This window comes from Rhodococcus sp. NS-SX18 (genome assembly GCF_057367935.1).
The window spans coordinates 2,464,009-2,487,406 of sequence record NZ_CM170633.1; the positions used below are offsets into that span (position 1 = coordinate 2,464,009).

Annotated in this window: 27 protein-coding genes; 15 read left to right on the forward strand and 12 right to left on the reverse strand. The window is 69.3% G+C overall.

Going from position 1 to position 23,398, the window contains the following annotated elements; translation table 11 throughout:
- Nucleotides 1-987, reverse strand: coding sequence for a glycoside hydrolase family 26 protein (locus AC2IPW_RS11530; protein WP_486376870.1), 987 nt, complete (start codon nucleotides 985-987; stop codon nucleotides 1-3).
- A gap of 194 nt (nucleotides 988-1,181) precedes the next feature.
- Here AC2IPW_RS11530 and AC2IPW_RS11535 point away from each other — a divergent pair, with 194 nt between their 5' ends.
- Entirely contained in the window at nucleotides 1,182-3,002 is a 1,821-nt protein-coding gene (locus AC2IPW_RS11535; protein WP_416063491.1) for an NAD(P)-binding domain-containing protein, read from the forward strand.
- An 81-nt stretch (nucleotides 3,003-3,083) separates the two neighbouring features.
- Here the strand turns inward: AC2IPW_RS11535 and AC2IPW_RS11540 are convergent, their stop codons facing one another.
- Nucleotides 3,084-3,521 (reverse strand): SRPBCC family protein, encoded by a 438-nt coding sequence (locus AC2IPW_RS11540; RefSeq protein ID WP_289379496.1) that lies wholly within the window; start codon nucleotides 3,519-3,521, stop codon nucleotides 3,084-3,086.
- Between the two features lie 141 nt (nucleotides 3,522-3,662).
- Between AC2IPW_RS11540 and AC2IPW_RS11545 the strand changes: the two genes are divergently transcribed.
- Nucleotides 3,663-3,962 (forward strand): protease inhibitor I42 family protein, encoded by a 300-nt coding sequence (locus tag AC2IPW_RS11545; protein WP_289379497.1) that lies wholly within the window; start codon nucleotides 3,663-3,665, stop codon nucleotides 3,960-3,962.
- Here the strand turns inward: AC2IPW_RS11545 and AC2IPW_RS11550 are convergent.
- Complete coding sequence (locus AC2IPW_RS11550; protein WP_416063492.1) at nucleotides 3,949-4,407, reverse strand: hypothetical protein; 459 nt, start codon at nucleotides 4,405-4,407, stop codon at nucleotides 3,949-3,951. The two genes, AC2IPW_RS11545 and AC2IPW_RS11550, sit on opposite strands and share 14 nt — an antisense overlap.
- 150 nt (nucleotides 4,408-4,557) lie before the next feature.
- Between AC2IPW_RS11550 and AC2IPW_RS11555 the strand changes: the two genes are divergently transcribed.
- The gene (locus AC2IPW_RS11555; protein ID WP_416063493.1) at nucleotides 4,558-4,941 is read left to right on the forward strand and encodes a VOC family protein; all 384 of its coding nucleotides are present in this window, start codon (nucleotides 4,558-4,560) and stop codon (nucleotides 4,939-4,941) included.
- A 96-nt stretch (nucleotides 4,942-5,037) separates the two neighbouring features.
- Here the strand turns inward: AC2IPW_RS11555 and AC2IPW_RS11560 are convergent, their stop codons facing one another.
- The 4 genes from AC2IPW_RS11560 to AC2IPW_RS11575 all read right to left on the reverse strand — a co-directional run bounded on the left by AC2IPW_RS11560 (nucleotide 5,038) and on the right by AC2IPW_RS11575 (nucleotide 7,853).
- Entirely contained in the window at nucleotides 5,038-6,039 is a 1,002-nt protein-coding gene (locus AC2IPW_RS11560) for a HEAT repeat domain-containing protein (RefSeq protein WP_486376871.1), read from the reverse strand.
- Nucleotides 6,039-6,704, reverse strand: a complete 666-nt coding sequence (locus AC2IPW_RS11565; protein ID WP_289379500.1) for a HEAT repeat domain-containing protein — start codon at nucleotides 6,702-6,704, stop codon at nucleotides 6,039-6,041. Before AC2IPW_RS11565 ends, AC2IPW_RS11560 begins: the two co-directional genes overlap by 1 nt.
- A 196-nt stretch (nucleotides 6,705-6,900) precedes the next feature.
- Entirely contained in the window at nucleotides 6,901-7,347 is a 447-nt protein-coding gene (locus AC2IPW_RS11570) for a hypothetical protein (RefSeq protein WP_289379501.1), read from the reverse strand.
- A gap of 122 nt (nucleotides 7,348-7,469) precedes the next feature.
- The gene (locus AC2IPW_RS11575) at nucleotides 7,470-7,853 is read right to left on the reverse strand and encodes a hypothetical protein (protein WP_486376872.1); all 384 of its coding nucleotides are present in this window, start codon (nucleotides 7,851-7,853) and stop codon (nucleotides 7,470-7,472) included.
- A 315-nt stretch (nucleotides 7,854-8,168) separates the two neighbouring features.
- Here AC2IPW_RS11575 and AC2IPW_RS11580 point away from each other — a divergent pair, with 315 nt between their 5' ends.
- Both AC2IPW_RS11580 and AC2IPW_RS11585 read left to right on the forward strand, forming a co-directional pair.
- The gene (locus AC2IPW_RS11580; RefSeq protein ID WP_289379503.1) at nucleotides 8,169-8,372 is read left to right on the forward strand and encodes a hypothetical protein; all 204 of its coding nucleotides are present in this window, start codon (nucleotides 8,169-8,171) and stop codon (nucleotides 8,370-8,372) included.
- Nucleotides 8,373-8,668: 296 nt separating this feature from the next.
- On the forward strand, nucleotides 8,669-10,195 hold the full coding sequence (locus AC2IPW_RS11585; protein ID WP_486376873.1) for an SIR2 family protein: 1,527 nt from the start codon (nucleotides 8,669-8,671) through the stop codon (nucleotides 10,193-10,195).
- Between the two features lie 121 nt (nucleotides 10,196-10,316).
- On the opposite strand, the gene AC2IPW_RS11590 is transcribed toward AC2IPW_RS11585, so the two are convergent.
- Nucleotides 10,317-10,565: a hypothetical protein gene (locus AC2IPW_RS11590; RefSeq protein ID WP_416063499.1), complete on the reverse strand. Its 249-nt coding sequence runs from the start codon at nucleotides 10,563-10,565 to the stop codon at nucleotides 10,317-10,319.
- A gap of 140 nt (nucleotides 10,566-10,705) precedes the next feature.
- Here AC2IPW_RS11590 and AC2IPW_RS11595 point away from each other — a divergent pair, with 140 nt between their 5' ends.
- The 5 genes from AC2IPW_RS11595 to AC2IPW_RS11615 all read left to right on the forward strand — a co-directional run bounded on the left by AC2IPW_RS11595 (nucleotide 10,706) and on the right by AC2IPW_RS11615 (nucleotide 13,404).
- Complete coding sequence (locus AC2IPW_RS11595; protein WP_289379506.1) at nucleotides 10,706-11,305, forward strand: LppP/LprE family lipoprotein; 600 nt, start codon at nucleotides 10,706-10,708, stop codon at nucleotides 11,303-11,305.
- Between the two features lie 110 nt (nucleotides 11,306-11,415).
- On the forward strand, nucleotides 11,416-11,919 hold the full coding sequence (locus AC2IPW_RS11600; protein WP_289379507.1) for an ATP-binding protein: 504 nt from the start codon (nucleotides 11,416-11,418) through the stop codon (nucleotides 11,917-11,919).
- Nucleotides 11,916-12,314 (forward strand): hypothetical protein, encoded by a 399-nt coding sequence (locus tag AC2IPW_RS11605; protein ID WP_416063500.1) that lies wholly within the window; start codon nucleotides 11,916-11,918, stop codon nucleotides 12,312-12,314. Before AC2IPW_RS11600 ends, AC2IPW_RS11605 begins: the two co-directional genes overlap by 4 nt.
- 59 nt (nucleotides 12,315-12,373) lie before the next feature.
- Complete coding sequence (locus AC2IPW_RS11610; RefSeq protein ID WP_416063501.1) at nucleotides 12,374-12,901, forward strand: hypothetical protein; 528 nt, start codon at nucleotides 12,374-12,376, stop codon at nucleotides 12,899-12,901.
- A gap of 65 nt (nucleotides 12,902-12,966) precedes the next feature.
- A complete protein-coding gene (locus AC2IPW_RS11615) occupies nucleotides 12,967-13,404 on the forward strand; it encodes a nucleoside deaminase (protein WP_289379518.1) in 438 nt (145 codons plus the stop codon).
- A 6-nt stretch (nucleotides 13,405-13,410) separates the two neighbouring features.
- Here AC2IPW_RS11615 and AC2IPW_RS11620 read toward each other — a convergent pair whose 3' ends face one another.
- On the reverse strand, nucleotides 13,411-14,580 hold the full coding sequence (locus AC2IPW_RS11620) for a carboxylate-amine ligase (RefSeq protein ID WP_416063502.1): 1,170 nt from the start codon (nucleotides 14,578-14,580) through the stop codon (nucleotides 13,411-13,413).
- Nucleotides 14,581-14,676: 96 nt separating this feature from the next.
- Nucleotides 14,677-15,087 carry a hypothetical protein gene (locus tag AC2IPW_RS11625; RefSeq protein WP_486376874.1) on the reverse strand — a complete coding sequence of 137 codons (411 nt, stop codon included), beginning with the start codon at nucleotides 15,085-15,087 and terminating at the stop codon, nucleotides 14,677-14,679.
- A 207-nt stretch (nucleotides 15,088-15,294) separates the two neighbouring features.
- On the opposite strand from AC2IPW_RS11625, the gene AC2IPW_RS11630 reads away from it, so the two are divergent.
- Both AC2IPW_RS11630 and AC2IPW_RS11635 read left to right on the forward strand, forming a co-directional pair.
- Nucleotides 15,295-15,702: a YciI family protein gene (locus AC2IPW_RS11630; protein WP_289379512.1), complete on the forward strand. Its 408-nt coding sequence runs from the start codon at nucleotides 15,295-15,297 to the stop codon at nucleotides 15,700-15,702.
- A 7-nt stretch (nucleotides 15,703-15,709) separates the two neighbouring features.
- Nucleotides 15,710-16,879, forward strand: coding sequence for an RNA polymerase sigma factor (locus tag AC2IPW_RS11635; protein WP_486376875.1), 1,170 nt, complete (start codon nucleotides 15,710-15,712; stop codon nucleotides 16,877-16,879).
- Nucleotides 16,880-16,961: 82 nt separating this feature from the next.
- On the opposite strand, the gene AC2IPW_RS11640 is transcribed toward AC2IPW_RS11635, so the two are convergent.
- On the reverse strand, nucleotides 16,962-18,668 hold the full coding sequence (locus AC2IPW_RS11640; RefSeq protein ID WP_450120135.1) for a sensor histidine kinase: 1,707 nt from the start codon (nucleotides 18,666-18,668) through the stop codon (nucleotides 16,962-16,964).
- A gap of 213 nt (nucleotides 18,669-18,881) precedes the next feature.
- Between AC2IPW_RS11640 and AC2IPW_RS11645 the strand changes: the two genes are divergently transcribed.
- The 3 genes from AC2IPW_RS11645 to AC2IPW_RS11655 all read left to right on the forward strand — a co-directional run bounded on the left by AC2IPW_RS11645 (nucleotide 18,882) and on the right by AC2IPW_RS11655 (nucleotide 21,466).
- Entirely contained in the window at nucleotides 18,882-19,304 is a 423-nt protein-coding gene (locus tag AC2IPW_RS11645) for a pyridoxamine 5'-phosphate oxidase family protein (RefSeq protein ID WP_003935473.1), read from the forward strand.
- A 91-nt stretch (nucleotides 19,305-19,395) separates the two neighbouring features.
- Nucleotides 19,396-20,046 (forward strand): response regulator, encoded by a 651-nt coding sequence (locus tag AC2IPW_RS11650; protein WP_416063506.1) that lies wholly within the window; start codon nucleotides 19,396-19,398, stop codon nucleotides 20,044-20,046.
- A 16-nt stretch (nucleotides 20,047-20,062) separates the two neighbouring features.
- Nucleotides 20,063-21,466: a wax ester/triacylglycerol synthase family O-acyltransferase gene (locus AC2IPW_RS11655; protein ID WP_486376876.1), complete on the forward strand. Its 1,404-nt coding sequence runs from the start codon at nucleotides 20,063-20,065 to the stop codon at nucleotides 21,464-21,466.
- Between the two features lie 458 nt (nucleotides 21,467-21,924).
- On the opposite strand, the gene AC2IPW_RS11660 is transcribed toward AC2IPW_RS11655, so the two are convergent.
- A complete protein-coding gene (locus AC2IPW_RS11660; protein WP_003935470.1) occupies nucleotides 21,925-23,364 on the reverse strand; it encodes a lipase maturation factor family protein in 1,440 nt (479 codons plus the stop codon).
- Nucleotides 23,365-23,398: the final 34 nt, after the last annotated feature.

Genomic DNA, 23,398 nt, shown 5'->3' on the forward strand with positions numbered 1-23,398 from the left:
TCAGCGCTGCCCCCGTTGCAGGGCTTCCGCCAGCGCGGCAGCCGATTCCGGGGTGCTCGCCAGCCGCCAGTCGGTTTCCTTGTCGTGATCGAACCAGACGAACGCCGCGACGTCCGTGCGGTCGTCGAGGAACGCGACGAGATCGGCGACCCAGTCCGGCTTCGACCCGCCGACGTCGGTGCTGCCCACCTCGGTGACCACGATCGGCTTGTCCGGCGCGATCCGGCCGAGCTCGTCGAGTGTGTTCTCGAACAGCCCCTGCGGCGACGTCCACCGACTCCACGACTGCGTCGTTCCCCAGTTGTAGCCGTCGACGCCCACGACGTCGACATACTCGGGCCCCGGGTACAGGTCCGCGATCGGGCTGCTGCCCTCGAACGAGACATTCGGCGCCCACACCCATTTCACGTTGGTTACCCCCTTCGACGTGAACAACCTGTGCACGTGCCGCCACGCGGCGACGTAGGCGTGCGGTGGTGTCCCCCCGGCCGGACTCCACGGATACCAGTTCCCGTTCGGCTCGTGCGCGAAACGCAGGTAGACGGTCGAACCCCATGCGGCGAGCTCGTCCGCCCAGCGGTAGAGGTAGTCGTCGTGCGCGCCCTCGGCGATCGACGTCATCGTGAATTCGGTGCGTTCGTACCGTCCGTCGCCGAGCCAGCGCCAGGGCTCCCACGTGACGATCGGGTCGGCACCGAGCCGCCGGACCGCCGAGAGCCCGGCGATGGGTGGCGGCGAGGCGAAGTCGGAGAACGACAGCACCACGGTCGGGGGAGTGCCTGCGAGGCCGGCGACCCGTTCGAACTCGTCGACGGCGGTCGGGCCACCGGGTGTGCTCACGCCGAATCGCAGGCACGCGCCGACCGGCTCGTGCAGCGGTGTGACCACCACGTCGCAGTCGACGGTCGGCACACATCCCACGGCCGTCGACACCGCGACGGCGAGACCCGCCGCGACCGCCGCTGGCCGCGCATGTCCGTTTCCCACCGTTCCACCCTCGCATCCCGGACGAACCGCCGCCGGGTTTGCGGCAGTTCGCCCGGGACGGAGGCGTCGATGCCGGAGTCCCCGATCCGGGCAGCCACGTGCCGTGCCGGGTGCAACACGATGCAACGCTGGCCGCACCCCCCTCCGGTGCGGTGTGCTCTGAATCACAAGCCGTTCAGGACGAGGAGCATGCAATGACCGACACATTGACCCCACCCGACGCCGCGCTCGCCGGACCGCAGGAGCGGGTCGACGCGTGGCTGGCCGACTTCGAGGCCGCCCTGGCCGCGCGGGACGTCGAGGCCGCCGCGGGCATGTTCGCCACCGACAGTTTCTGGCGTGACCTCGTCGCCTTCACCTGGAACCTCAAGACCGTCGAGGGTCGGGAGGGCGTCACCGACATGCTCCGCGCCCGCCTGCACGACGCCGACCCCAGTGGATTCCGCACCACCGAGCCGCCGACCGAGGACGGCGGGGTCGTCAGCGCCTGGATCGCGTTCGAGACCGCGGTCGGCCGCGGCGTCGGGCATCTGCGGCTGAAGGACGAGGGCGCCTGGACCCTGCTCACCACGATGCAGGAGCTCAAGGAACACGAGGAGAGCAAGGGTGTCCGTCGGCCCAAGGGTGTGCAGCACGGTGCGGACCGCAACCGCGTCACCTGGTCCGAGAAGCGTGAGGCGGAGGAGCGCGAACTCGGCTACACCACTCAGCCGTACGTCGTGATCGTCGGCGGCGGGCAGGGCGGCATCGCTCTCGGCGCCCGCCTGCGCCAGCTCGGCGTGCCCGCGCTCGTGCTCGACAAGCACGACCGGCCCGGCGACCAGTGGCGTGGCCGCTACAAGTCGCTGTGCCTGCACGATCCCGTCTGGTACGACCACCTGCCGTACATGCCGTTCCCCGAGAACTGGCCGGTGTTCGCGCCGAAGGACAAGATCGGTGACTGGCTCGAGATGTACACCAAGGTCATGGAGGTGCCGTACTGGTCCAAGACCACATGCACCTCGGCGTCCTACGACGAGGCGACCGGCGAGTGGACGGTGAACGTGGTCCGCGACGGCGAACCCGTCGTGCTGAAGCCGAAGCAGCTGGTGCTCGCGACCGGCATGTCCGGCAAGCCCAACATTCCCACCTTCCCCGGCATGGACAGGTTCCGCGGCGACCAGCACCACTCCAGTCAGCACCCCGGGCCGGACGCCTACGCGGGCAAGAAGGCCGTCGTGATCGGCGCGAACAACTCCGCCCACGACATCTGCGCCGCCTTGTGGGAGGTCGGCGCCGACGTGACGATGGTGCAGCGCTCGTCGACCCACATCGTCAAGTCCGACTCCCTCATGGACCTCGGTCTCGGTGACCTGTACTCCGAGCGGGCCCTGGCCGCGGGGATGACGACGGCCAAGGCCGACCTGACGTTCGCGTCACTGCCGTACCGGATCATGCACGAGTTCCAGATCCCCATCTACAACGCGATCCGCGAACGTGACGCCGACTTCTACGCCCGCCTCGAGAAGGCCGGCTTCATGCTCGACTTCGGTGACGACGGCTCCGGGCTCTTCATGAAGTACCTGCGCCGCGGATCCGGCTACTACATCGACGTCGGAGCCGCCGAACTCGTCGCCGACGGCGAGATCAAGCTCGCCCACGGCGGCGTCCGCGAGCTCACCGAGAACAGCGTGATCCTCGAGGACGGCACCGAGCTCGAGGCGGATCTGGTGGTCTACGCCACCGGCTACGGTTCGATGAACGGCTGGGCGGCGGACCTGATCGGCCAGGACGTCGCGGACAAGGTCGGCAAGTGCTGGGGACTCGGTTCCGACACCACCAAGGACCCCGGCCCGTGGGAGGGCGAGCAGCGCAACATGTGGAAGCCCACCCAGCAGGAGGGGCTGTGGTTCCACGGCGGCAACCTGCACCAGTCGCGGCACTACTCGCTGTACCTGGCGCTGCAGCTCAAGGCCCGGCACGAGGGGATCCCGACGCCGGTGTACGGGCTGCAGGAGGTTCACCACCTGAGCTGATCCGGGGCACTGTCGAGCCGCCGGCGTCCACGAGACGTCGGCGGCTCGCCGTCTCTGTCGTGCCGTGTCGGGTCTCGCGCCTCAGGCGTAGTGCCGTAAGACGAACTCCGTCAGTCCCTTGCGGATCGTCTTGATCGCGTGCTTCTGCCCCTGCTTGAGCATGAAGCCCGGTACCGGGATCTTCGGATCGGTGGACATCGTCACCCGCACACGTGTCCCACTCTCGGTGCGTGTCAGGCGGTACTCGCCGTCCTGGGAGTGCTGCATCTCGCTCTCGAGCAGCGTCCACGAGGTGGACTCCTCGGTCCACTCGTGCTCGATCACCTGGGTGTCCGAGATGCCGAACAAGGCGAGTGTCATGCGTACCACGCGAGGCCGGCCGTCGTCGTGCCAGGATTCGACCCGGACGTCCTTGTGGGAGGACGACCACTCCGGGATGCGCTCGATGTCGGTCAACGCGCGCATCACCTGCTCGGGCGTCGCCTCGATCTCGAACTCGTCTGACACCGATGCGGCCATGTTTCTTCCACTCCTTCGTCGACTTCCGTGCCGGGAATCGGGATACCCGCGTCGCAAATCCCCGACACGTGCTCGACGAACCAGCCTCCCGGATCGCTCCCGATGGTGACATAGATCATAATTGGGCCGTACTCTGGTCCAATGAGGCACGTGACCACCGGACCCCGGGACCTGCAGGTCGCCGTGGGCGACACCATCGAACTGCACCTGCAGGAGAACACCTCCCGCGATTACACCTGGTGCCCGACCCACATCGGCAAGGGCCTGCTGCTCAGCGACGTGCGATTCGTGCCGTCCCGGAACCCGTTGCCGGGAGCCGGCAGCGAACGCATCCTCTATCTGCGCGCCAAGCGGGCCGGGACCTGGCCGGTGTCGCTGCAGTTGCAGCGTGCCGAGCACGTGCCGGCCGACGAGCGACGCATGACGGTCACTGTGACCTGACCGGACCTGTCGCGGCGACGCCGGATGCGCCGGGCTCGGCCGCGTGCCGGTATCGCGCCAGATGGCGGCAGGCCCACCGGTGCACGGCCGGGTGGTCACCGGTCGCGGTCAGTCGCACGAGTGTCCGGGTCCGATCGAGTAGCTGTGCGTGCAACACCCGTTCGAGCGCCGCCACCTGCCGGGCGTCGCCGCCCGACGCGATCCGCGAGACGCACCGGCTCAGCCTCGTGGCCCGCGCCGACGGCCGGCCCGGCGCGGCGCCGCATTCCCGTAGCGCATGCTCGAGCGCGGCCCGATAGCCGCGCGAGTGCTCGAGATCGTCCGCGATCTCTTGCAGCGTCACCGGGTCGGACGTGCGCGACCGGCGCGCCTCGAGAATCTCGGTCCGGGTTCGCGTCAGCTGCAGTACCGCCTCGAGGTGGGCGGTCGACGTGCTCACATGCATGGTTCTTCCTCGTTCGACCGGAATGCCACGGTCGAGTACACCTCCGCCGTCTTAGCGGTCACTTAGCGCCGATGCGCCACTCTCCGAGCATCACCCGTCCTTTCGGGGGTCTACGCTGGAAGCCGTCCGGTCGCACAGGAGGCGAACGACATGACAGGCCGCATCGTGCACTTCGAGTTGCCCTACGACGACGGTGACCGCGCCCGGTCCTTCTACCGCGACGCGTTCGGCTGGTCCCTCTCGGACGTTCCAGGCATGGACTACACCCTCGTCACCACCGGTCCCGTCGACCAGACCGGCACCTCCACCGAACCCGGGTACATCAACGGTGGCATGTTCCGGCGCCACGAGTTGAAGAGTCCCGTCGTGACCGTCGACGTCACGGACATCGACGCCGCCCTGCAGAAGATCGAGTCGCTCGGCGGAAAGACGATTTCGGCCCGAATGCCCGTCGGCGACATGGGATTCACGGCGTACTTCTCCGACCCCGAGGGGAACGTGATCGGGTTGTGGGAGTCGAGGCACGACTCGTAGCAGCCCCGCCGGGGCTTTCGACACCGATCGTGACTGCACCCTGCGAGGAGGGCCGGCGCGTGATCGACGCCGCCCGGACGCCGGACGCACAGCGGTTCACGGTGACCCGCGCCTGGCCAGGATCACGGACGCGGTCGTAGCGACCACCCGGTCGTGGTGGTCGGTCAAGGCGACGAGGGCGTCCCGCGCCGCAGGGCCGGGAATCTCGGCGAGGGCCTGCGTGACACGCAGTCGTGCCGGTGCGTCGAGCGTGCCGTCGAGTACCTCCTGCACGGCTCGGACGACGTCGACCGTGGACACCGGCGCGGCGGCCAGCATGCCCAGAACCTCGGCGGCTTCGACGTCGGCCCGGCCCTCGACGACCATCTCCAGCAGAATCGGCACGGCCTCCCCGGCACCCCGGGAGCCGAGCGCCACGGCCGCGCGGTCGCGCACGGTGGCGTCGCTGTCGTCGAGAGCCTTCGTCAGCAGCGCGGTCGCGTCCGGGAGGTGCATCTCCGCGACAGCGACGATCGCCCGCCGCCGGACCTCGACCTCCGGCGAGTCCAACCCGGCAGCCAACTCCGCCAGCCCCGCAGCCCCGGCCCTCGCCAACGACCAGCGCAGCGCCCCGGCGACGTAGGGGTCGTCCTCCGCGAGTGTTGCCTCGGCCAGGGCCTCGACGGGCAGCGCCGCGTTCTCGTGCTGCGACAGGACGGCCTGCTGACGGTGGGACCCGGACTCCGATTCGAACGCGTGCAGCAGTGTGACGATGCGCAGGACGTCCTCCCACGCCTCCGGCGCGGCCGAATCGACCCGCTCGAGTCGCGCAAGCAGTTCGGTCTCGGCGGCGATCCGCGCCCGGGTGTGCCGGATCAGGTCGTGCACCAACTGGGCCGGGGCGAAGTCGAGTTCGTCCAGCGCGCGTTTGGTTTCGTGCAGTGACAGGCCAAGACTCCTGAGACTCTCCACATGGAAGAGGCGACGGATGTCGTCGGTGGTGTACTCGCGGTAGCCGCCGGATGTGCGGCCCGACGGCGTCACCAGACCCAAGGCGTCGTAGTGACGCAGCATGCGGGTGCTGACACCGGAACGTCGCGAGACCTCACCGATCAACATCACATCACTTCCCGGTCCGGTGCGGTGGCGGCGACACGTTTCGCCAGCTCCAGCGACAGTGTGAACCCGCTGTCGGGATCGAGGCGGAGCCGTTCGGTGGCTTCGGCGTGCGCCCGGACGCCTGGGTCGGAACTCGCCATGGCAGCCTCCAGGACCGGCACGGCAGCCTCGTCGAGAGCTGCCAACGCGCGACTGAGGCTGAGCTGCAGGTCGTGGTCGCCTCGTCCGAGTGCGATCCCCAGAGCCGCGGCGAGCCGGCTCTCGCTACCGGCCGGCACGAGCGCGACAGCCGCTCGCCAGGCGCTGCGAGCGATGTCGTCGTCCCCGTCGTGCAGCATCGTCGACACCGCAGGCCAGGCGCCCGGGTCGCCGATCTTGGACAGCGTGTGCAGGGCCTGACTGCGGGCCTGCGTGGTGCCGGACTCGAGTTCCTCGAGCAGTCTCGGCACGGTGACGTCGGCCGGGAGCCGGCACAGTGCCCACGTCAGCATGTCGCGGACGAAGAAGTCCGGTTCGACGCCGCACCGGCCGACGAGGATGGTCGTGAGCCGCTCGTCGGCGACGGTGCCGGCCTCGAGCGCCGCCCGTAGCCGGGTCGCCGGATCGTCACCGGCGAGGGCATCGATAAGGCGAGCATCCGGCTCACCGTGGCTGGGTGCATTCATGGGAAACACCTCCTTCGCCGACCATTCGAGCGCTTGTCACAGTGTGAAGGTCAAGACGCGTGCTCGCCGGGGAGCATCTCCCTCGGCCGCATCCGTCGTGCGTGGGAAGCACTGTGCGTGGGGTGCACTGTGCGTGGGGTGCACTGTGCGTGGGGTGCACTGTGCGTGGGGCCGTCCGGCCCCGGTCACGGCTCGTTCACGCGGCGTGCCAGGTGGCGGTACCCGACTGCAGGGTGATGCTTGCCCCGTCGATAGTGACCGTGGCCGTGACGGTGCCTGCTCCGGTCTGTGCCGGCAGCAGGTCGGTGAAGGCCTCGACGGTGCCGGAGGCGCCGGTCGTCTCGTTGCGCCAGTGCACCGTGCACGGGCAGTAGTCGAAGTCCATGGTCCACCCACGCAGCGGCGGAGTGCTCGGGTCGGTGCGCACGTACACAACCGCGTCGATGAAGGGAGTGATGTTGCCGGCCGAGCCGGTGTTGTCGGTGAAGATGCCCGGAATATCGTGCAGACCGACGGTGGGGGTGAACGTTGCCGCTGATGCGGTCGGGGCGGTGAGCACCGTCAGCCCGGTCGCGGCGGCGATCGTCACGGCGACGGCGGCAAGGCGGCGCAGCGACGTGCACAGCGGAGGTCGTGTCAGCATCGTGAGGTCCTGTCTTCGGGGTGAGTATCTGCATGCCGGGCAGGTACAGCTTCGGATGGGCTGGACGGGCGCTCGAGACCGGGCGGGGTGTTGTCGCATCGCCACTTCGCCGTGGGTCCTGGTCAGTCGACGCTGCCGGTAGCGATCGGGTTGTACGCCCATACCTCGCGAACGTGCTGGCCCAGGGCGGGAAGCGGACTCAGTCGGATCAGCGGGTTCGTCTGCCCGCCCGGGATGTACTGGATGCAATTGGCGGTCTGCCCGTGAAAGGACTGGCATTCGATCCGGAGTCCGGTGCCGTACGGGCTGAGGATCAGTGCTTTGTGCGCGTTCTCGCCGAACGCGCCGGGATCGAACGGGGTGACGAAGAACCCGGTCGCGTCGTAGGGTGGAGCGCCGTCCCGTGCGAAAGCGATCGCAGGTGCAATCACCATGGTGGCGGCCACGGCCGCGGTTGGTGCCGCCAGTATGCGTCCGATCACGGCAGAGATCCCTTCGTCCGGCATCGGTCCCACTCGTTTCATGATCGAGAAGGGTCGGTCCGGCGTTACGTGGGTCCGGTGAGGACGGCACCGCGCTGGAAGTCCTTGTGACACAACGCTCGCGGTATGCGAGGTGCCGGCCTGCCGGATTCGAGGATCGGTGCCCTGAAGCGTTGTCGCAGTGCTGAGGGGCGAGCTGACCGGTGAGACGGAGCGCGACAGTCACGCCACGTCGACATTGCTCTCACTCGCCGTATGCGCCCAGCGGCCGGTAACGGTGGCCCTCCGGTATTCGATGAAGCAGATCGGGTAATTCGTACATTCCGGGAAGGGTGTTTCATGCTGCGCAAGCTCCTCGTTGTCACCGCGGTGACTGCCGCATTCGGAATCGGTTCGGCGGGTACCGCTGCCGCAGACGGCGTCCTGCCTCCTCCCGATCGCGCCCTGATGTGCAAGTGGGATCGCTTCTCGCCGGATTGCATCGCGTTGTGGTTGGCGGGCGTGGCCACCGGTTCGGTCGAGTCCGGCTCTGCCCGGGACTGACCTGCCCCGGGTTGGGCGCCACATCCCGGCATGGAGCTGACGGTCCGTTTCCGGGCCATCGGCTCCGGGATCGAAAGACCGCCATGGACCGTGTCGTCGGATTCTGACGGGACTGTGCGAGTTCGACGACCGGGCAGTTCGTTCGTAGTGGCGCCACCGGGCCCGGTAGGTGGCCGCAGCAGTCCCGGCCAGTGTCCGCCTGCGCAGTAGGTACTTCGGTCGTGCGGAATACAGCCGGCCTGCCGGGACGGTCCGAGCGTCCCGATCCTCGCGGCAATTCCTGTTCAATGGGCGCTATGGCCGGTCATCTGTTCGTGACCCGCGGAGATCTCACGCACTTGAAATGCAACGCGGTGCTCGTACCGTGTGATTCGAACTGGGAAGTGATCTGGGAGCATTGGTCGGCGCTGCTTCCTGAGGATCAATTCGAGCCCTCCTATTGGGGCCGGCGGTGGAACGGTGGAACCCGAGGCCGGACCGCCGACGTCTGGACACTCGACGAGCGCAGGATCTGCCTTGTCGTCACGGCGGACGGACGAGACGACGCGGACTGGGTGGCCGCAGGCGTCACCGAAGCCGTCGAGCGGTTGGCGACCGACCGGCGACTCGTCGCGGGCCGCGTCAAACCGCTGATCGCGCTTCCGCTGGTCGGCACGGGCGCAGGCGGTTTCGAGTATCGCCGTGGCGCCCTGATCCGTGCACTGCTTCCTGCCCTACGCAAAGTGGCTCGTCGGGCCGATGTGGACGTGGCCTTGGTGCTGTGGGACGACCGCGATCATGTCGCCATCCAGGGCCAGAGATCCGGCACGGACTGGGAGGGCTTCGCTACCGATGAACTCCGGGTTGCGGATGAACTCGGAGCGCGAGCGGCCCGTCAGGAACTGTCCCTGTTCCTCGGCTCCGGTGTCAATGTTCCGTTGGGCCTACCCGATTGGAAGGGACTGCTCGAAGAGATTGCCGGCGAAGAACTCTCGTACTACACGCCGGAGAAGGCACCGGCCATTGCCCAAGAGATCGAAGGGAGAATCGGCCGAGGCCCCTTGGAGGCCGAAATCATGAGAAGGGTGGCCGTTTCCGCGTGCGCGCCGGCGCACCTCCTGCTTGCCGGCCTCTCGGTCCGGCAGAATGTGACCACCAACTATGACGCAGCGTACGAACTGGCCTTCGGCGGAAGCATCGGGTCGGCCGGCTATCGAGTCATGACCCGTCAGATCGCCGATCAGCCCGTCCCATGGCTGTTGAAGCTCCACGGCGACGTGCGACGCCCATCGTCGATCGTCGTGACCGAGAACGACTATCGGAGACTGGAGACCCACCACAGCGCCACACTCGCAGTGGTGGAGTCCCTGTTGATGACGAGTCACCTGGTTTTCGTCGGCTACAGCCTGGCGGATCAGGATTTTGCCGACGCAGTGGATCGCGTGCGCCGGGTCCGGTCCCTGGCTGGAGCGGGCGGCGAGCGCACTCTGGCCACGGTGCTCGCCCTTCATCCCGATTCCGTCTCCACTGACCAGGGATTCACCACGGTCCCGATGTCGTCTACGGGCGGCGCCCGAGATGCCGCCCGCCGGCTCGAGGTCTTCCTCGACCGGATGTCGTGGGCGGCCGCTCGACACAGCAGTCGGTCGGATGCGTACCTGCTCGATCCCGACTACGCCGATCTGTTCGAGGACGACCACCCGTCCGTACGTTTGCGTGAGGTGCTCGAGTCGCTCGTCGCGCTGCCGGCGAACGACCCCGCTCGAAGGTCCAGCGGTTGGAAAAGAGTCGAAGAGATGCTGACGGACTTGGGAGGACGGCCTCGGGTCGCCGAACAGCGGTGAGGACCGCTCGCCTGTTCGACACATCGGTACGGCCACATTGGCTGGGCACTCAGCGCGTGGTCGACGCCTCAGGTTCGCCAATCATCTCCGCGGACCTCTCACCCTCCTCCGCCTTCGTACCTCACTCCGGGGCCTGCCTCCGCGTATCCCGCGCTCCGGTCGGGACCGCCTCGACCGCTGCTCGCAGTTCACCGAACCCCGCCCGGATCGGGTGCACCCGCTGTAGCAGCGCTGCGAGTGATATCCGCTTCTCCTCGCCGACCGTCTCGTCGAGCCGGTGGGCGCTCGTCACATAGAACTCCCACTGACCGACGTCGAGCGGGTCGGCGGTTGCCCTGTCCCGATGCGCGAACAGACAGAACACGTACACGTCGGCCTGGCGTCACCGGTCCGGGGAATAGGTGTTGGTCCGCGACACTCTCACGCAGCTCTCGTCGGGACTGGTCCGAACTGACAGAATCCGTTCCCGTCGCGGCGACCGCCGTCGCATCCGAGTGTCCGAGGAGCCTCATGTCGAGTCGCGCAGTGAATCTCAGCGTCCTGTCGGTCGCCGCGATCGCGACCCTTGCAGGATGCGCGCAGACCCAGGACGGGCAGCCGGTGGCCGAACCGACCACCGCGACATCCCGCCAGGCGCCCACCGGCGGGTCCGTGGCGGCCACGACGGCAGACGAGAAACCGTGCGATCCGGCCGTCGACCTGGACGCCCCCGAGGTCTTCGCGGTGATCGAGCAGCTTCCCCCGCCGCAGCAGATCCCCGACGCGACGTGGCTGCGGGCGTACAACGGCAACTACAACCGCTGCAGCGACCTCAGCTACGCGCAGGTCGGCATCGTCGGAGCGACCGGGTCGTCACCGACCCACCTGCTGCTGTTCCACCGCGGCGAGTACGTCGGCACGGCCACGCCGTGCGCACTGAACCCGGCGGTCGTCGCCACGGCCTTCGACTCGCTCGACGTCGAATACAACTACCCGCGCGAGGGCGAGCCGAACGCGGCCGCCACCGGCTTCGCGGAGTTGACGTTCACGTGGTCGGGCGGCGAGGTCGTCACCGACGGGCGGTTGCCGGACGAATACCTGGAGTCGACGGGCTGCGACGCGATGCGGTGACGCCGCCGGACGTATCGATTGCCGCGGGCTCGGCGCGAATATCGGTACGATCACGGCAAGTTCGGGAATCCGCCCCCAGGGACCCCGGCGGAATCGACAAGGCGGACACGATGGCAGTCGCTCCCATCCCTGTGGACCAGCGCGTGATCGGTATCGATTCGCGGCGCTTCGCCTCGATCGAGAAGGCGCTCGTGGAGTTGATCACCAACAGCGACGACAGCTACTCCCGTCTGGGCAACGGCGGCGCTGCCGCCGCGGCCCGCATCGACATCGCCTACGAGCGCCACCAGTCGGGTGCGGTCCTGCAGGTCACCGACCACGCCGAAGGGATGCCGTTCGAGCAGGCCGCCCGCATCCTGGCGTACGGGGGCGCGCACAGCCCGCTCTCGCGCGGCGAAGGACACGGCCGCGGCTACTTCGGCCGCGGCCTCGAGCAGGCCGTCTTCGGGGTCGGCGTCGGGACGATCGAGACCGTCAGGGACGGCCGGCTCATCCGCATCGACCTGTTCCGCGGTGAGAACGGGGCTATCTGTACGACGACCACGGGGGCGACCGGCCTGCCACGGACGACGACCGGGAACGCCTCGGCATCGGCGGTAACGGCACCCGGGTGACCTTGGTCGTCGAGAACCCGCACGTGGTCATCTCCCGGTTCCAGACCGTGGTGCAGGCACTGTCCGACAACGTGTACCTGCAGGAGGTGCTGTCGCGGCGCACCGTGGAAGTGGTGCACGTCGCCGGACTGCGCGAGATCCAGCGCAGCGGCCGAGTGCTCTTCGACGAACCCCCGGCGGTCGTCCTGATCGGTCCCGAGGCGCCCGGCAGCTTCGCCTACGACGGCACCGAACACACCTTCACCCTCACCGTGAAGCGGGCCAAAGGCGTCGAGCTGACGATGTCGGGCGACGAGCGCACCAACGGTCTCCGTTCTACTACCGCCGGCCCGGCCACCCGTTCCACGTCACCCTGGAGGTCGACACCGAGCGCCTGCCCGGCGACGACCGGCTGACGATCTCGTACACGCTGCCCGACTCGCTGCGGATCGACCCACGGCCCACCGAGATCGCCGTGGAGCAGAAGACCGGTGCGCAGCGACTGGAATGGACCGTCGTCGGCGACACGCCCGGGGAGCGCGGCGAGATCATGGTGCGGTCCGGAGCGTTCTGGGCGTGGTGCGAGATCGTCGTCGCCGAGGACGCGCCGTCGCCACATCATGTCCCGCGGCTGCACCCGGCGCCGCCTCGTCCGGCGCAGCGCCACCGGGCGCCGCGGAACCACGGCGAGGACATGTTCGTCGGGTACGACCTGCGATATCTCGGGGACGACGCTGGACGTGCCGTGTACGACCCCGAGCACCGCACGATTCTCATCAATACCGGCGATCCCACCGTGCAGCTGTACCTCGACGGCCGGGGCCGGTTCCGGGACGCGGCGCGGCTGCTGCTGGCCGAGTTGTTCCTCGATGTGATCGCCGGCGAACTCGCACGACGATCCCTCGAGAACAGGGGCCTGCAGGACGACGTCCACGCCTACACTGCGACCAAGCAGAAGATCGTCCGCCGCTACGGCGCGCAGATCCACAAGTCGTTCAGCTGACCGGGATTCGGGGTGGTGCCGTGACGAACGCACGCGGGTCGGTGGGGAGTCCTTCGCCGGACGCGATGCTCGACGTTGCGTTCGCGGAGGCCCGGCTGGGTCTCGCCGAGGGCGGCATCCCGATCGGTGCGGCCCTGTTCGCCGCGGACGGGACGCTGCTCGGGCGCGGCCACAACCGGCGCGTGCAGGAGGACGATCCGTCGCTGCACGCCGAGATCGCCGCCTTCCGGGCGGCGGGCCGCCGACGCGACTACCGTTCGACGATCATGGTGACGACGTTGTCGCCGTGCTGGTACTGCAGTGGCCTGATCCGGCAGTTCGGGATCGGTGCGGTGGTGATCGGGGAGAGCGTCACCTTCACCGGCGGCCACGACTGGCTCGCCGAGCACGGCGTCGAGGTGACGGTCCTCGACGATCGACGCTGCATCGACATGATGGCCACGTTCGTCGCCGAGCACCCGGACCTGTGGCACGAGGACATCGGCGCCGCACCCTCCGGGTAGGGGCGCTCACCGGGCCGGCGGTGGGGGAGCGGCCGGCGCACAGCCCTCCGCCGTGATGCGGGCCAGTGCCGCGACGAAGTCGGTGGGGGTGCGGGACGCCGCGAGCGCGCGCCGCTGACGTCGCGCGCCGTTGCCCCGGCGCAGGATCCGCCGCACGGACGCGCGGGTGGACGTGAAGTCGCCGGTCTCCTCGAGGCCGGGTCGCACGTGTGCGAGCAGCGAACCCAGTAGCCGGGCGGCAGGAACGGGCCGTTGCGTCAGCGGATCCATCCCGTATCCGTCGATGCCCTCGTGGGCGGCACGCCAGCACGCGGCCTCGAGCCGCTCGGCCTCGAGCCGCGGTGCCGGGTCCCCGCGGTGGACCGCGGTGAGTGCGGTGGCCACGAGCCCACGGACGAGTGCGGCGGCCGTGACGGTTTCCTCGATCGTGGCGGGCACGTCGCAGACCCGGATCTCGAGGGTGGGCAGGTGCGGCGAGAGCCGGATGTCCCAGTAGACCATCGCGGGGTCGAGGAGGACCCCGGCGTCGAGCATCATGGCGACGACGTCGTCGTAGTGCCGAGCCGACCGGAAGAGCGGCGGCGGCCCGCCGCTGGCCCAGCGCCCCCACTGGATGTGACGCCAGCTCGCGTAGCCGGTGTCGGCGCCGGCCGTGACGGACGAGTTCGCCGTGAGCGCGAGCAGTGCCGGCAGCCACGGCCGCAGGTGGTTGCTGACCTGCACCGCCACCTCGCGATCGGGAACGCCGATGTGGACGTGGCAGCCGCAGATCACCTGGTCGGTGACCGCTCCGAAGTGCCGGGCCATCCGCCGGTACCGGGCGGCGTCGGTGAGCGCCCCCGGCGGGGTGGTGTCCAGCGGAGGTACGGCCGTCGCGAGCAGGCGGGATCCGGCGGCCGCGGCGGCTGCCGCTGCCACCCCGCGCGAGGCACGCAGTTCTTGCCGCAGCTCGTCGATCCGGGTGCAGACCGAGGTGGCGGTCTCGACTTGGCAGCGTGACAGTTCGAGCTGAAGGTCGAGCCCGGTGTCGCGGGCACCGGCCACGACGTCCGCGCTGTTCAGCCGGGGCCGGCCGGAGTCGGCGTCGACGAGCAGCAACTCCTCCTCGACTCCCATGGTCAGCACCCGGAGGTCGTCGCGGTCGGTTCCGGCACGTCGCGGCAGCGTGGACGTCATTGTCGCCTCCCACCGGGCCGGCCGAAACAGCTCGGCCGGACCGTGGCTCCAGCCTTGCACGTGACCCGGGCGGGCGGGAAGGAATCGGGAGCGGAATCAGGCGGCGCCGACGGAGTGGAGTCCACGTGCCCACTGCTGCAGTGGCCGGTCCCCGACGGTGATCGCGAGGGATTCGAGGGTGCGGATACGGTCGGTCAGCCGGCCCGCGAGGACGTGTTCGAGGGCGACGACGCTGCGCCTGTCCGCCGACGCGGCGATGGCGGCGATGCAGTCGCTCAGCCGCGCTGCACGGGACGACGACACGGTTGCAGACGAAGTGCGCGAATCCAGAATTCGCTCGAGGGCGTCGCATCGTTCGGAGACGTGACGGATGTCCGCCTCGATGTGCCGCTTCGCCCTCGGATGCGTGCTGTGCTCGTAGCGAACCTCGAGGATCTGCAATTGCGTGCGCGCCAACTGGTGGACGGCCCGAACCTGGTCGTCCAGTGCGGTCGAATTCGTATTCATCGGGTTCCCTCGCAGAATTCGATGGTAATCCCCACACCGCGTCGAGCCGGCGCATATCGGAGAAACTCGACTTTTCCGACTCCGGTCGGTGAACCCGGATTTCCGGACCGGACAGGATTCGGACGGCGATGTCGAGAACGCACGACCGGCTCCGTCCCCGAATCGAATGCGACCACAATGGGTTGCACCGGCACCGAGGAGAACACGATGGCCAAGTACCTGCTGCTCAAGCACTACCGCGGCGCTCCGGCGGCGGTCAACGACGTGCCCATGGACCAGTGGACGCCCGAGGAGATCTCGGCGCACATGCAGTACATGCACGACTTCGCGGCCCGGCTCGAGGGGACCGGCGAATTCGTCGACGGTCAGGCACTCGCCCCGGAGGGAGTGTTCGTGCGGTACGACGGCGAGGGCCGGCCGCCCGTCACCGACGGCCCGTTCGCCGAGACCAAGGATCTCATTGCCGGCTGGATGGTGATCGACGTCGACAGCTACGAACGCGCCGTCGAGCTGGCCGGAGAGTTGTCGGCCGCCCCCGGCGCGGGGGGAAAGCCGATCCACGAGTGGCTCGAGCTGCGCCCCTTCCTGACGGCGCCGCCCACCGTCACGGAGTGACCGTCCGGTGAACGAACTCGAGCTCCGCACCCTCGTGCCCAGCGTGCTCGGGATCCTCGTCCGTCGCGGAGCAGACTTCGCGGCGGCCGAGGACGCCGTGCAGGACGCGCTGGTCGAGGCGATCCGCGTCTGGCCGGCCGACCCACCGCGGGACCCGAAGGGCTGGCTGATCGCCGTGGCCTGGCGCCGGTTCCTCGATGCCGTCCGCACGGACGGTGCCCGCCGACGTCGCGAGCAGCTCGTCTACGCGGAGCGGGGCCGGCCGAGTGACCGAGGCGCCGAGCCGGCACCCGTCCCCGCGGTGGACGACACCCTTCAGCTCTACTTCCTGTGTGCTCACCCGTCGTTGACGCCGTCGTCCGCGGTCGCCCTCACGTTGCGCGCCGTCGGCGGGCTGACCACCCGCCAGATCGCCCGCGCGTACCTGGTGCCCGAGGCGACCATGGCGCAGCGCATCAGCCGGGCCAAGCGCACCGTCGCCGGGGTGCGATTCGACCGGCCCGGCGACGTGGCCACCGTGCTGCGCGTGCTCTACCTCGTCTTCAACGAGGGCTACTCCGGCGACGTCGACCTCGCCGCCGAGGCCATCCGGCTCACCCGGCAGCTCGCCGGCGCGATCGACCATCCCGAGGTGGCGGGGCTGCTCGCTCTCATGCTGCTTCACCATGCCCGGCGTGCCGCCCGGACGGCACCCGACGGCAGCCTGGTACCGCTCGCCGAGCAGGACCGCACCCGATGGGACACCGAGTCGATCGCCGAGGGGGTCGAGATCCTGCAGGCGGCGCTCGCCCGCGACCGGCTGGGCGAATTCCAGGCGCAGGCCGCCATCGCGGCACTCCACGCCGATGCCCCGAGCGCCGAGGAGACCGACTGGGTGCAGATCGTCGAGTGGTACGACGAGCTCGTCCGGCTGACCGACAGCCCGGTCGTCCGGCTCAACCGGGCGGTGGCCGTCGGCGAGGCCGACGGGCCGCGCGCCGGCCTCGCCGCGCTCGCGGCGCTGGACGACTCGCTGCCCCGCCACACCGCGGTGGCGGCGTACCTCCACGAGCGGGCCGGCGACCCGGCCACAGCGGCACTGCTGTACGCCGACGCAGCCCGCAAGGCTCCGAACCTCGCCGAACGGGACCATCTGACACGCCAGGCGGCCCGACTCAACGCCCGGCCGCGTCGCTGAACGGGCACTCGGCGGTGAGGCCGCTGCTGTACTCGGGTGAGCTGCGGGAGGTGGGCGATGCGGGCGTCGTGGTGGCGCGCGCTCACTCCTCGGGCAGGGGAGCCGACCACAGCACCCGGGTGCCACCGGTGCCGAGCGCGGTAGCGGTGAAGGTGCCTGCGGCTTCCTCCGCCCGGGAGGCCAGGTTGTGCAGTCCACTGCGCGCGACGGTGACCGGAAGACCGACGCCGTTGTCGGTGACGTCGAGGGTGAGATAGTCGTCGACCGACACGGTGACCGTGACGGTGTCCGCGCCGGAATGGTGCACCACATTGCTCATCGCCTCCCGCAGCACCGCCTCCGCATGATCGGCCAGGGAACCGGTGACCACGTTGAGCGGACCGGACATGCGCACCACGGTGCGCAGGCCGACCTCGGCGGTCTGTTCGGCGACGATGTCGTGCAGCGCCTGGCGCAGCTGGCGGCCGCCCTCCGCTCCCCCGTGCAGGTCGAAGATCGCGGTGCGCACGTCGGTGATGATGTTCTGCACGTCGTCGATCATGTCCGCCAGGCGCCCCTGAATCTCCGGCGAACGGGTGCGGGCGTGCGTGCTCTGCAGGTTCAAACCGTGGGCGAACAATCGCTGGATGACATGATCGTGCAGGTCCCGCGCGATGCGGTCCCGGTCGGCGAGCACGGTCAGGGAATTGAGCCGCCGTTGGTCGTCGGCCAGCTTCAGCGCGAGCGCCGCCTGATCGGTGAACGACGTGGCGAGGAAGAGCTGCCGGTCGTCGAAGGGTTCCCGATCCGCAGTGCGAATGACCGACAGCACCCCCGACACGGTGTCGGCCGAGGCGCGCAGGGGCAGCAGCAGCGCCGGTCCGTGCCGATCGCCGTCGCCGTCGAACTCCGTGACCTGGAGCGGCTGCCCGCCCCGGTACACGGATCCGGTGGCGGTGCCCTCCACCCGGATCCGCTTGCCCTCGAACGCCGTGGGGTCCGAACCGGCGTACGCGGTGACGACCAGGGTCGAGACCTCCTCCGGCGGCACATCCGGATCCTCGGGTTGGGCGATCTGGACGTGGTCCGCCTCCGCCAGCACCAGTGCGCGCCGGGCGATGAGGTCGAGCACGTCCTGCGGGTCGGTATCGGCCAGCAGTTCCGCACGGATCTCGCTCGTGGCCTCCTGCCAGCGCTGCCGCAGCCGGGCCTCCTCGAACAGGCGCGCATTGTCCACCGCGATGCCCGCGGCGGCCGCGAGGGCCTGCACGATCACCTCGTCGTCCTCGGTGAACGACTGACCGTTCGCCTTCTCGGTGAGGTAGAGGTTGCCGAAGACCTCCCCGTGCACCCGGACCGGGACACCCAGAAAGGTCCGCATCGGCGGATGGTGATCCGGGAAGCCGGACGAGGCCACGTGCTGGGCGAGGTTGTCGAGGCGGATCGGCTTCGGTTGCTCGATCAGCAGCCCGAGCAGGCCGTGACCGGTGGGGAGGTCGCCGATCAGCGCGCGAGTGTCCTCGTCGATGCCCTCGTACACGAAGTTCTGCAGTCCGTCGCCACGGCGATTGAGCACGCCCAAGGCGCCGTAACGGCAGTCCACGAGCTCGATGGCCGCGTGCACGATGCGCGCCAGCGTCGCCTCCAGCTCGAGGCCGGACGCGACTGTGAGCACGGCCTCGAGCAGCCCGTCGATCTGATCGCGCGCGACGACCACCTGGTCGATGCGGTCCTGGACCTCCGCGAGCAGCTCCCTCAGCCGCAGCTGCGAGAGCGTGCCCGCGAGCAACGGTTCCTCGTCGGCAGCCATCGCTCACCCCTTCGGTGGATCACGGGCCCCGGGCGCCCCCGCCCGGCTGCTTCCGAAGGCCCGGTTTCTCCCATTGTGCAGAGGGTAATCCGTGGAATGCCGCCGCCGCGGTGACTTGCGCCCCGACGGTGACGACTTTCGACCCTGCCGCTCGAGGTCACCGCGGGCCACTGTGGAGTCGGAGAATGTCTCGGTGGGAGGAGTAGGCCCAGGATGACCACGGGTCCGGACGCCCCGCTCGCGCCCGGTCGGTGCATGGCGCTGCTGCGCTCGGTGCCGACCGGCCGTCTGCTCTACACCGAGGGCGCACTGCCGGCGGTGCACCCGGTGACCTTTGTCGCGCCGAACGGCGAGATCATCGTTCCCACCGGGGACGACGGGTGGTTCGAGCGCTTCGACGGCGGGTTGCTCGCCTTCCACGCCGAGCAGCTCGAGGCGCCGGTCCGGACGGGATGGAGCGTGGTCGCGATCGGCCGCGCCCGGCTGGTACGGGGCACCGACGGCCTCCGCGGATTCGACGGCGCCCACGGTGTGCCGTGGGGCATCGGCACGGAGGATCCGCTGCTCGTCATCGACGTCGAGCACATCAGCGGACGTCGTGCCACGCTGCCGTGGTGGCCCGGCGCGTGCAGCTGATCACCCGGCGGCCGTGCACCCCTCGATCCGAGTCGATGTGAGTCCGCTCACCGTGCGGTACCGTGCTGTCCGGAGGATTGGAGGCTGCCGCATGCTCAAGGTCTTTCTCGTCGACGACCACGAGGTAGTCCGCCGTGGCATCGCGGATCTGCTCACCACCGATCCCGACCTGACGATCGCGGGGGAGGCGTCGTCGTACGGCGAGGCGCTCGTGCGGGTTCCGGCCGCGGAACCCGACGTGGCCGTGCTCGACGTCCGGCTCCCGGACGGCAACGGCATCGAGCTGTGCCGGGAACTGCTCTCGCAGATGCCGCAACTGCGCTGCCTGATGCTGACCTCGTTCACCGACGAGCAGGCGATGCTCGATGCGATCCTTGCCGGCGCGAGCGGGTACGCGCTCAAGGACATCCGCGGAACCGAGCTGATCCAGGCCGTGCGGGACGTGGGCGCCGGCAAGTCCCTGCTCGACAGCCGCGCCGCGACCACGCTGATGGCGAAGCTGCGCGCCGACACCAGCACCAGCGACGGCCCCTACGCGAACCTGACCGAGCAGGAGCGGAACCTGCTCGCGCTGCTCGGCGAGGGGCTGACCAACCGTCAGATCGCCGAGCGGATGTTCCTGGCCGAGAAGACGGTGAAGAACTACGTGTCGCGGCTGCTGGCCAAGCTCGGCGTGGAGCGCCGCACCCAAGCTGCGGTACTGGCGACGAAGATTCCGCCGAGACGCCCCGGGGGGCGCTGAGCCCTCCGGGGCGGGCGTGACACGACGGCAGGACGAATCCATGGCGGAGGAGTGGTCCCGGTTCGAGCGGTTGAGTCCGCTCGACGTGGGCAACCTGCGCGTCGAGGACCATGGGGTGCCGATGCACGTGGCGGCGCTCGTCGTCGTGGACGGGACACCGCTGCGTGATGCGGTGGGGCGGCTCCGGCTGGCGGCGATCCGCGCACACGTCGAGCGCCGCACTCGTCGAGCACCGCGGCTGCGCCAGCGGTTGCACCGGCCGCCGCCGGGTGCCGGACCGCCGGTGTGGGTCGACGACTCGCGCTTCGACATCTCGTACCACGTGCGGACCCGTGCCCTGCCCGCCCCCGGCGACGAGGCGACCTTGTTGCGCACGTGCGCGGAACTGGACGAGCCCCGCCTCGACCGTTCGCGGCCACTGTGGGAGCTGTGGCTGCTCACCGATCGCGACGACGAGACGGTCGCGATGCTCCTGCGGCTGGACCACGTGGTCGCCGACGGCATCGCCGCCCTCGAACTGTTCGGCGCCCTCCTCGACACCGCTGCGGTCCCGCCCGACGAGGACACCCCTCCGGTGCCGGCCCCGGCACCTGTGCCCTCGGTGCGCGCGCTCGTCCGCGACAACCTGCGCCGCCGGAGCGCGGCCGCGCGGCGTCGGATCCGGGCGGTGCGGCCTGCGGCGGCGGCGCGACGGGGCGCGCTGCGGATGCGGCAGTTGCGCGAACTGGCGCGGCACGGCAAGGCCCCGCGGGTGCCGTTCGACGGTCCTGTGGGACCGCACCGCCGGCTGAGCCTGGTGCGCTGCGACCTCGCCGAGGTCCGTCGCGTCGCCCATGCGCACGGGGCGACGGTCAACGACGTCGTACTCGCCGCCGTCGCGGCCGGGCTGCGGCGTCTCCTCGAAGCGCGCGGCATACACGACCCGGATCTGATCCTGACTGTGTCGGTCGCGGCGTCGTTGCGCACCACCGACGACCGGAGCCCGGGAAACCGGGTCGGGATCCTGCTCGTGCCGCTGCCGGTGGGACCCGGGCCGGTGGCCGCGCGGCTCGTGGCCGTCGCTCGCGAGACCGCCCGGCTCCGGCGGGAGCCGCCGCTGCAGCCCGGGGGCCGGCTGCTCCAGCGCTGGACGGTGTGGGTCATGCGGCGTCAACGGCTGATCAATCTGTTCGTCAGCAATCTGGTCGGCCCGCCCGTGCCGCTCTACTTCGCCGGGGCCCGCATCCTCGAGATGTTCCAGATCGGCGTGGTGCAGGGCAATGTCGGCCTCGGCGTCGGAGTGCTGTCCTACGCGGGCCGGCTGAATATCGATCTGATTGCGGACGCGGCGCTCGTTCCCGATCTCGAGATCGTGGCAGCGGGATTCGCCGCTGCCGTCGACGAATTGTGTGCGGCGCCGTCTGCGCGCCTCGACCCGTGACGACCTGCGCGAATTGCGTCGCGACGTACTTTGCTGCCGCCGTCCGTATTGCTGGAATTTCGCGGTACGTCGTATCTGCCGGATTGTGTCTCGAATTGCAGACGTTCAAAGCCTCCGGTAACAATTGAGTCGGTGCACGACCCGCACCGCCGTGTACAGCATCAGAAATGGAGTTACCTAATGGACCTCGCTTTCCTCAGCGAATTCTTCGACGCCGTGTCGACCCTCTTCGACGCGCTCGACTTCTTCTCGGGCTCGGCTGAGGCCGCCGGCAGCTCCGAAGCTGCTGCATAAGCTCGACTCGACGAGCGGGCGGCCTGCGGCTGAAAAACCGCAGGCCGCCCGCTCGTGTGAATTCCCGTGGTCCCGCGAGTAAATACTTCGATTCGGAAAAGCACGAATTCGGTAAAGGAATCGCTGTCCTCGGCACCGGTAGGTCCGACGATTGCGTCCACTTCTCACCCGTCGTCACCCTCGGCCAGGGCCACCGGCCGCATGTACTCGGTGACGTACTCGCGCACCCACCAGGCGCCGGTCTCCCGGCGCTCACGCCGCGTGGTGTACCGGTAGTCGAAGTAACGTGCCCGCACCCAGCGCGGCGGCTCGTCGGGAAACGGGTTACGGCGTAGCAACGCCGTCACGTGCCTGTCGTTGGTCAGCAGCTTCTCGAGCAGTCGCCCGAACCAGGAGCGTGCGTAGTCGGGGGACAGCGCGGCAAACCACATCAACCAGTCCAGCCGTAGGTGGTACGGCGCGTACTGGCGGGGCCGGCGCTGCACGTCGCCGGGTTTGCCCTTGAACTCGTACTCGCGCCACACGGTGCCGGGACCGATCTGCCGATCCGAGGTGCCCTCGACGATCACCTCGTGCCGGTGCCGGGTGATGCTGCCGAACGCGCCGTAGGTGTTGACGAAGTGCCATCGGTTGAACGAGGCGTTCATCGCCTGCCGGTGCGAGAGCATGTTCCGCACCGGCAGATAGCTCAGCACCGCGACCGTCCCGGTCAGCGCGAGGACCGCTGCCACGAACACCGTCGGTGTCGGCCCGTACCCCGTGCCCGGCTCGAGCGGCAGCAGACGCTCCCACCAGTCGTCCGGGATCACCGACAGCGCCAGCACGATCGTCAGCCAGTTCAGCCACGAGAAGTTCCCGCTGATGACCAGCCACAGCTGGGTGACGATCATGATCGACGCCGCGATCCCCGCGATCGGTTGCGGCGCGAACAGGAAGAACGGCACCACCAGCTGGGTGACGTGGTTCCCGGCCACCTCGACCCGGTGCAGCGGCTTGGGCAGGTGATGGAAGTACCAGCTCAGCGGGCCGGGCATCGGCTGAGTCTCGTGGTGGTAGTACAGGCACGTCAGATCCCGCCAGCACCGGTCGCCGCGCATCTTGATCAGGCCCGCCCCGAACTCGAGCCGGAACAGCAGCCAGCGGAGCAGGATCAGGACGAGCAGTGGCGGGGCGGTGTCCGCGTTGCCGAGGAAGATCGCCAGGAATCCGGCCTCGAGCAGCAACGATTCCCAGCCGAACGAATACCAGACCTGACCGACGTTGACGATCGACAGGTACAGCAGCCACATCAGGAACCAGACGAGCATCGAGGCGATCAGCGGCAGCCGGTCCGTCACCCCGAGGGCCGTGGCGGCGGCCAGGACCGCGCCGAGCCCGGCGACCGCCGCGAAGAGACGGTCCGAGTAGCGCAGGTGGAACACGCTCGGGGCACGGCCGAACGACGTCGCGCTCAGGAAGCGGGGGATCGGCGTCAGACCGGTGCTTCCGAGCAGCGCCCGGAACTGGTTGAGCGCCACGAGGAACGCGACGAGGTAGACCAGGGCGAGCGCACGCGTGCACAGCAACCGTCCCAGCGAGTACCCCTCGGCGTCGTACCATTCCACGGCAGCTCACCTCGTCCCGGTGCGGACCTCTCGA

Coding starts and splice junctions, on each gene's coding strand:
- AC2IPW_RS11535 (WP_416063491.1), top strand. CDS start 1,182: ATGACCGACACATTGACCCCACCCGACGCCGCGCTCGCCGGACCGCAG.
- AC2IPW_RS11540 (WP_289379496.1), bottom strand. CDS start 3,521: ATGGCCGCATCGGTGTCAGACGAGTTCGAGATCGAGGCGACGCCCGAG.
- AC2IPW_RS11545 (WP_289379497.1), top strand. CDS start 3,663: ATGAGGCACGTGACCACCGGACCCCGGGACCTGCAGGTCGCCGTGGGC.
- AC2IPW_RS11550 (WP_416063492.1), bottom strand. CDS start 4,407: ATGCATGTGAGCACGTCGACCGCCCACCTCGAGGCGGTACTGCAGCTG.
- AC2IPW_RS11555 (WP_416063493.1), top strand. CDS start 4,558: ATGACAGGCCGCATCGTGCACTTCGAGTTGCCCTACGACGACGGTGAC.
- AC2IPW_RS11560 (WP_486376871.1), bottom strand. CDS start 6,039: ATGTTGATCGGTGAGGTCTCGCGACGTTCCGGTGTCAGCACCCGCATG.
- AC2IPW_RS11565 (WP_289379500.1), bottom strand. CDS start 6,704: ATGAATGCACCCAGCCACGGTGAGCCGGATGCTCGCCTTATCGATGCC.
- AC2IPW_RS11570 (WP_289379501.1), bottom strand. CDS start 7,347: ATGCTGACACGACCTCCGCTGTGCACGTCGCTGCGCCGCCTTGCCGCC.
- AC2IPW_RS11575 (WP_486376872.1), bottom strand. CDS start 7,853: ATGCCGGACGAAGGGATCTCTGCCGTGATCGGACGCATACTGGCGGCA.
- AC2IPW_RS11580 (WP_289379503.1), top strand. CDS start 8,169: ATGCTGCGCAAGCTCCTCGTTGTCACCGCGGTGACTGCCGCATTCGGA.
- AC2IPW_RS11585 (WP_486376873.1), top strand. CDS start 8,669: ATGGCCGGTCATCTGTTCGTGACCCGCGGAGATCTCACGCACTTGAAA.
- AC2IPW_RS11595 (WP_289379506.1), top strand. CDS start 10,706: ATGTCGAGTCGCGCAGTGAATCTCAGCGTCCTGTCGGTCGCCGCGATC.
- AC2IPW_RS11600 (WP_289379507.1), top strand. CDS start 11,416: ATGGCAGTCGCTCCCATCCCTGTGGACCAGCGCGTGATCGGTATCGAT.
- AC2IPW_RS11615 (WP_289379518.1), top strand. CDS start 12,967: ATGCTCGACGTTGCGTTCGCGGAGGCCCGGCTGGGTCTCGCCGAGGGC.
- AC2IPW_RS11620 (WP_416063502.1), bottom strand. CDS start 14,580: ATGACGTCCACGCTGCCGCGACGTGCCGGAACCGACCGCGACGACCTC.
- AC2IPW_RS11625 (WP_486376874.1), bottom strand. CDS start 15,087: ATGAATACGAATTCGACCGCACTGGACGACCAGGTTCGGGCCGTCCAC.
- AC2IPW_RS11630 (WP_289379512.1), top strand. CDS start 15,295: ATGGCCAAGTACCTGCTGCTCAAGCACTACCGCGGCGCTCCGGCGGCG.
- AC2IPW_RS11640 (WP_450120135.1), bottom strand. CDS start 18,668: ATGGCTGCCGACGAGGAACCGTTGCTCGCGGGCACGCTCTCGCAGCTG.
- AC2IPW_RS11645 (WP_003935473.1), top strand. CDS start 18,882: ATGACCACGGGTCCGGACGCCCCGCTCGCGCCCGGTCGGTGCATGGCG.
- AC2IPW_RS11650 (WP_416063506.1), top strand. CDS start 19,396: ATGCTCAAGGTCTTTCTCGTCGACGACCACGAGGTAGTCCGCCGTGGC.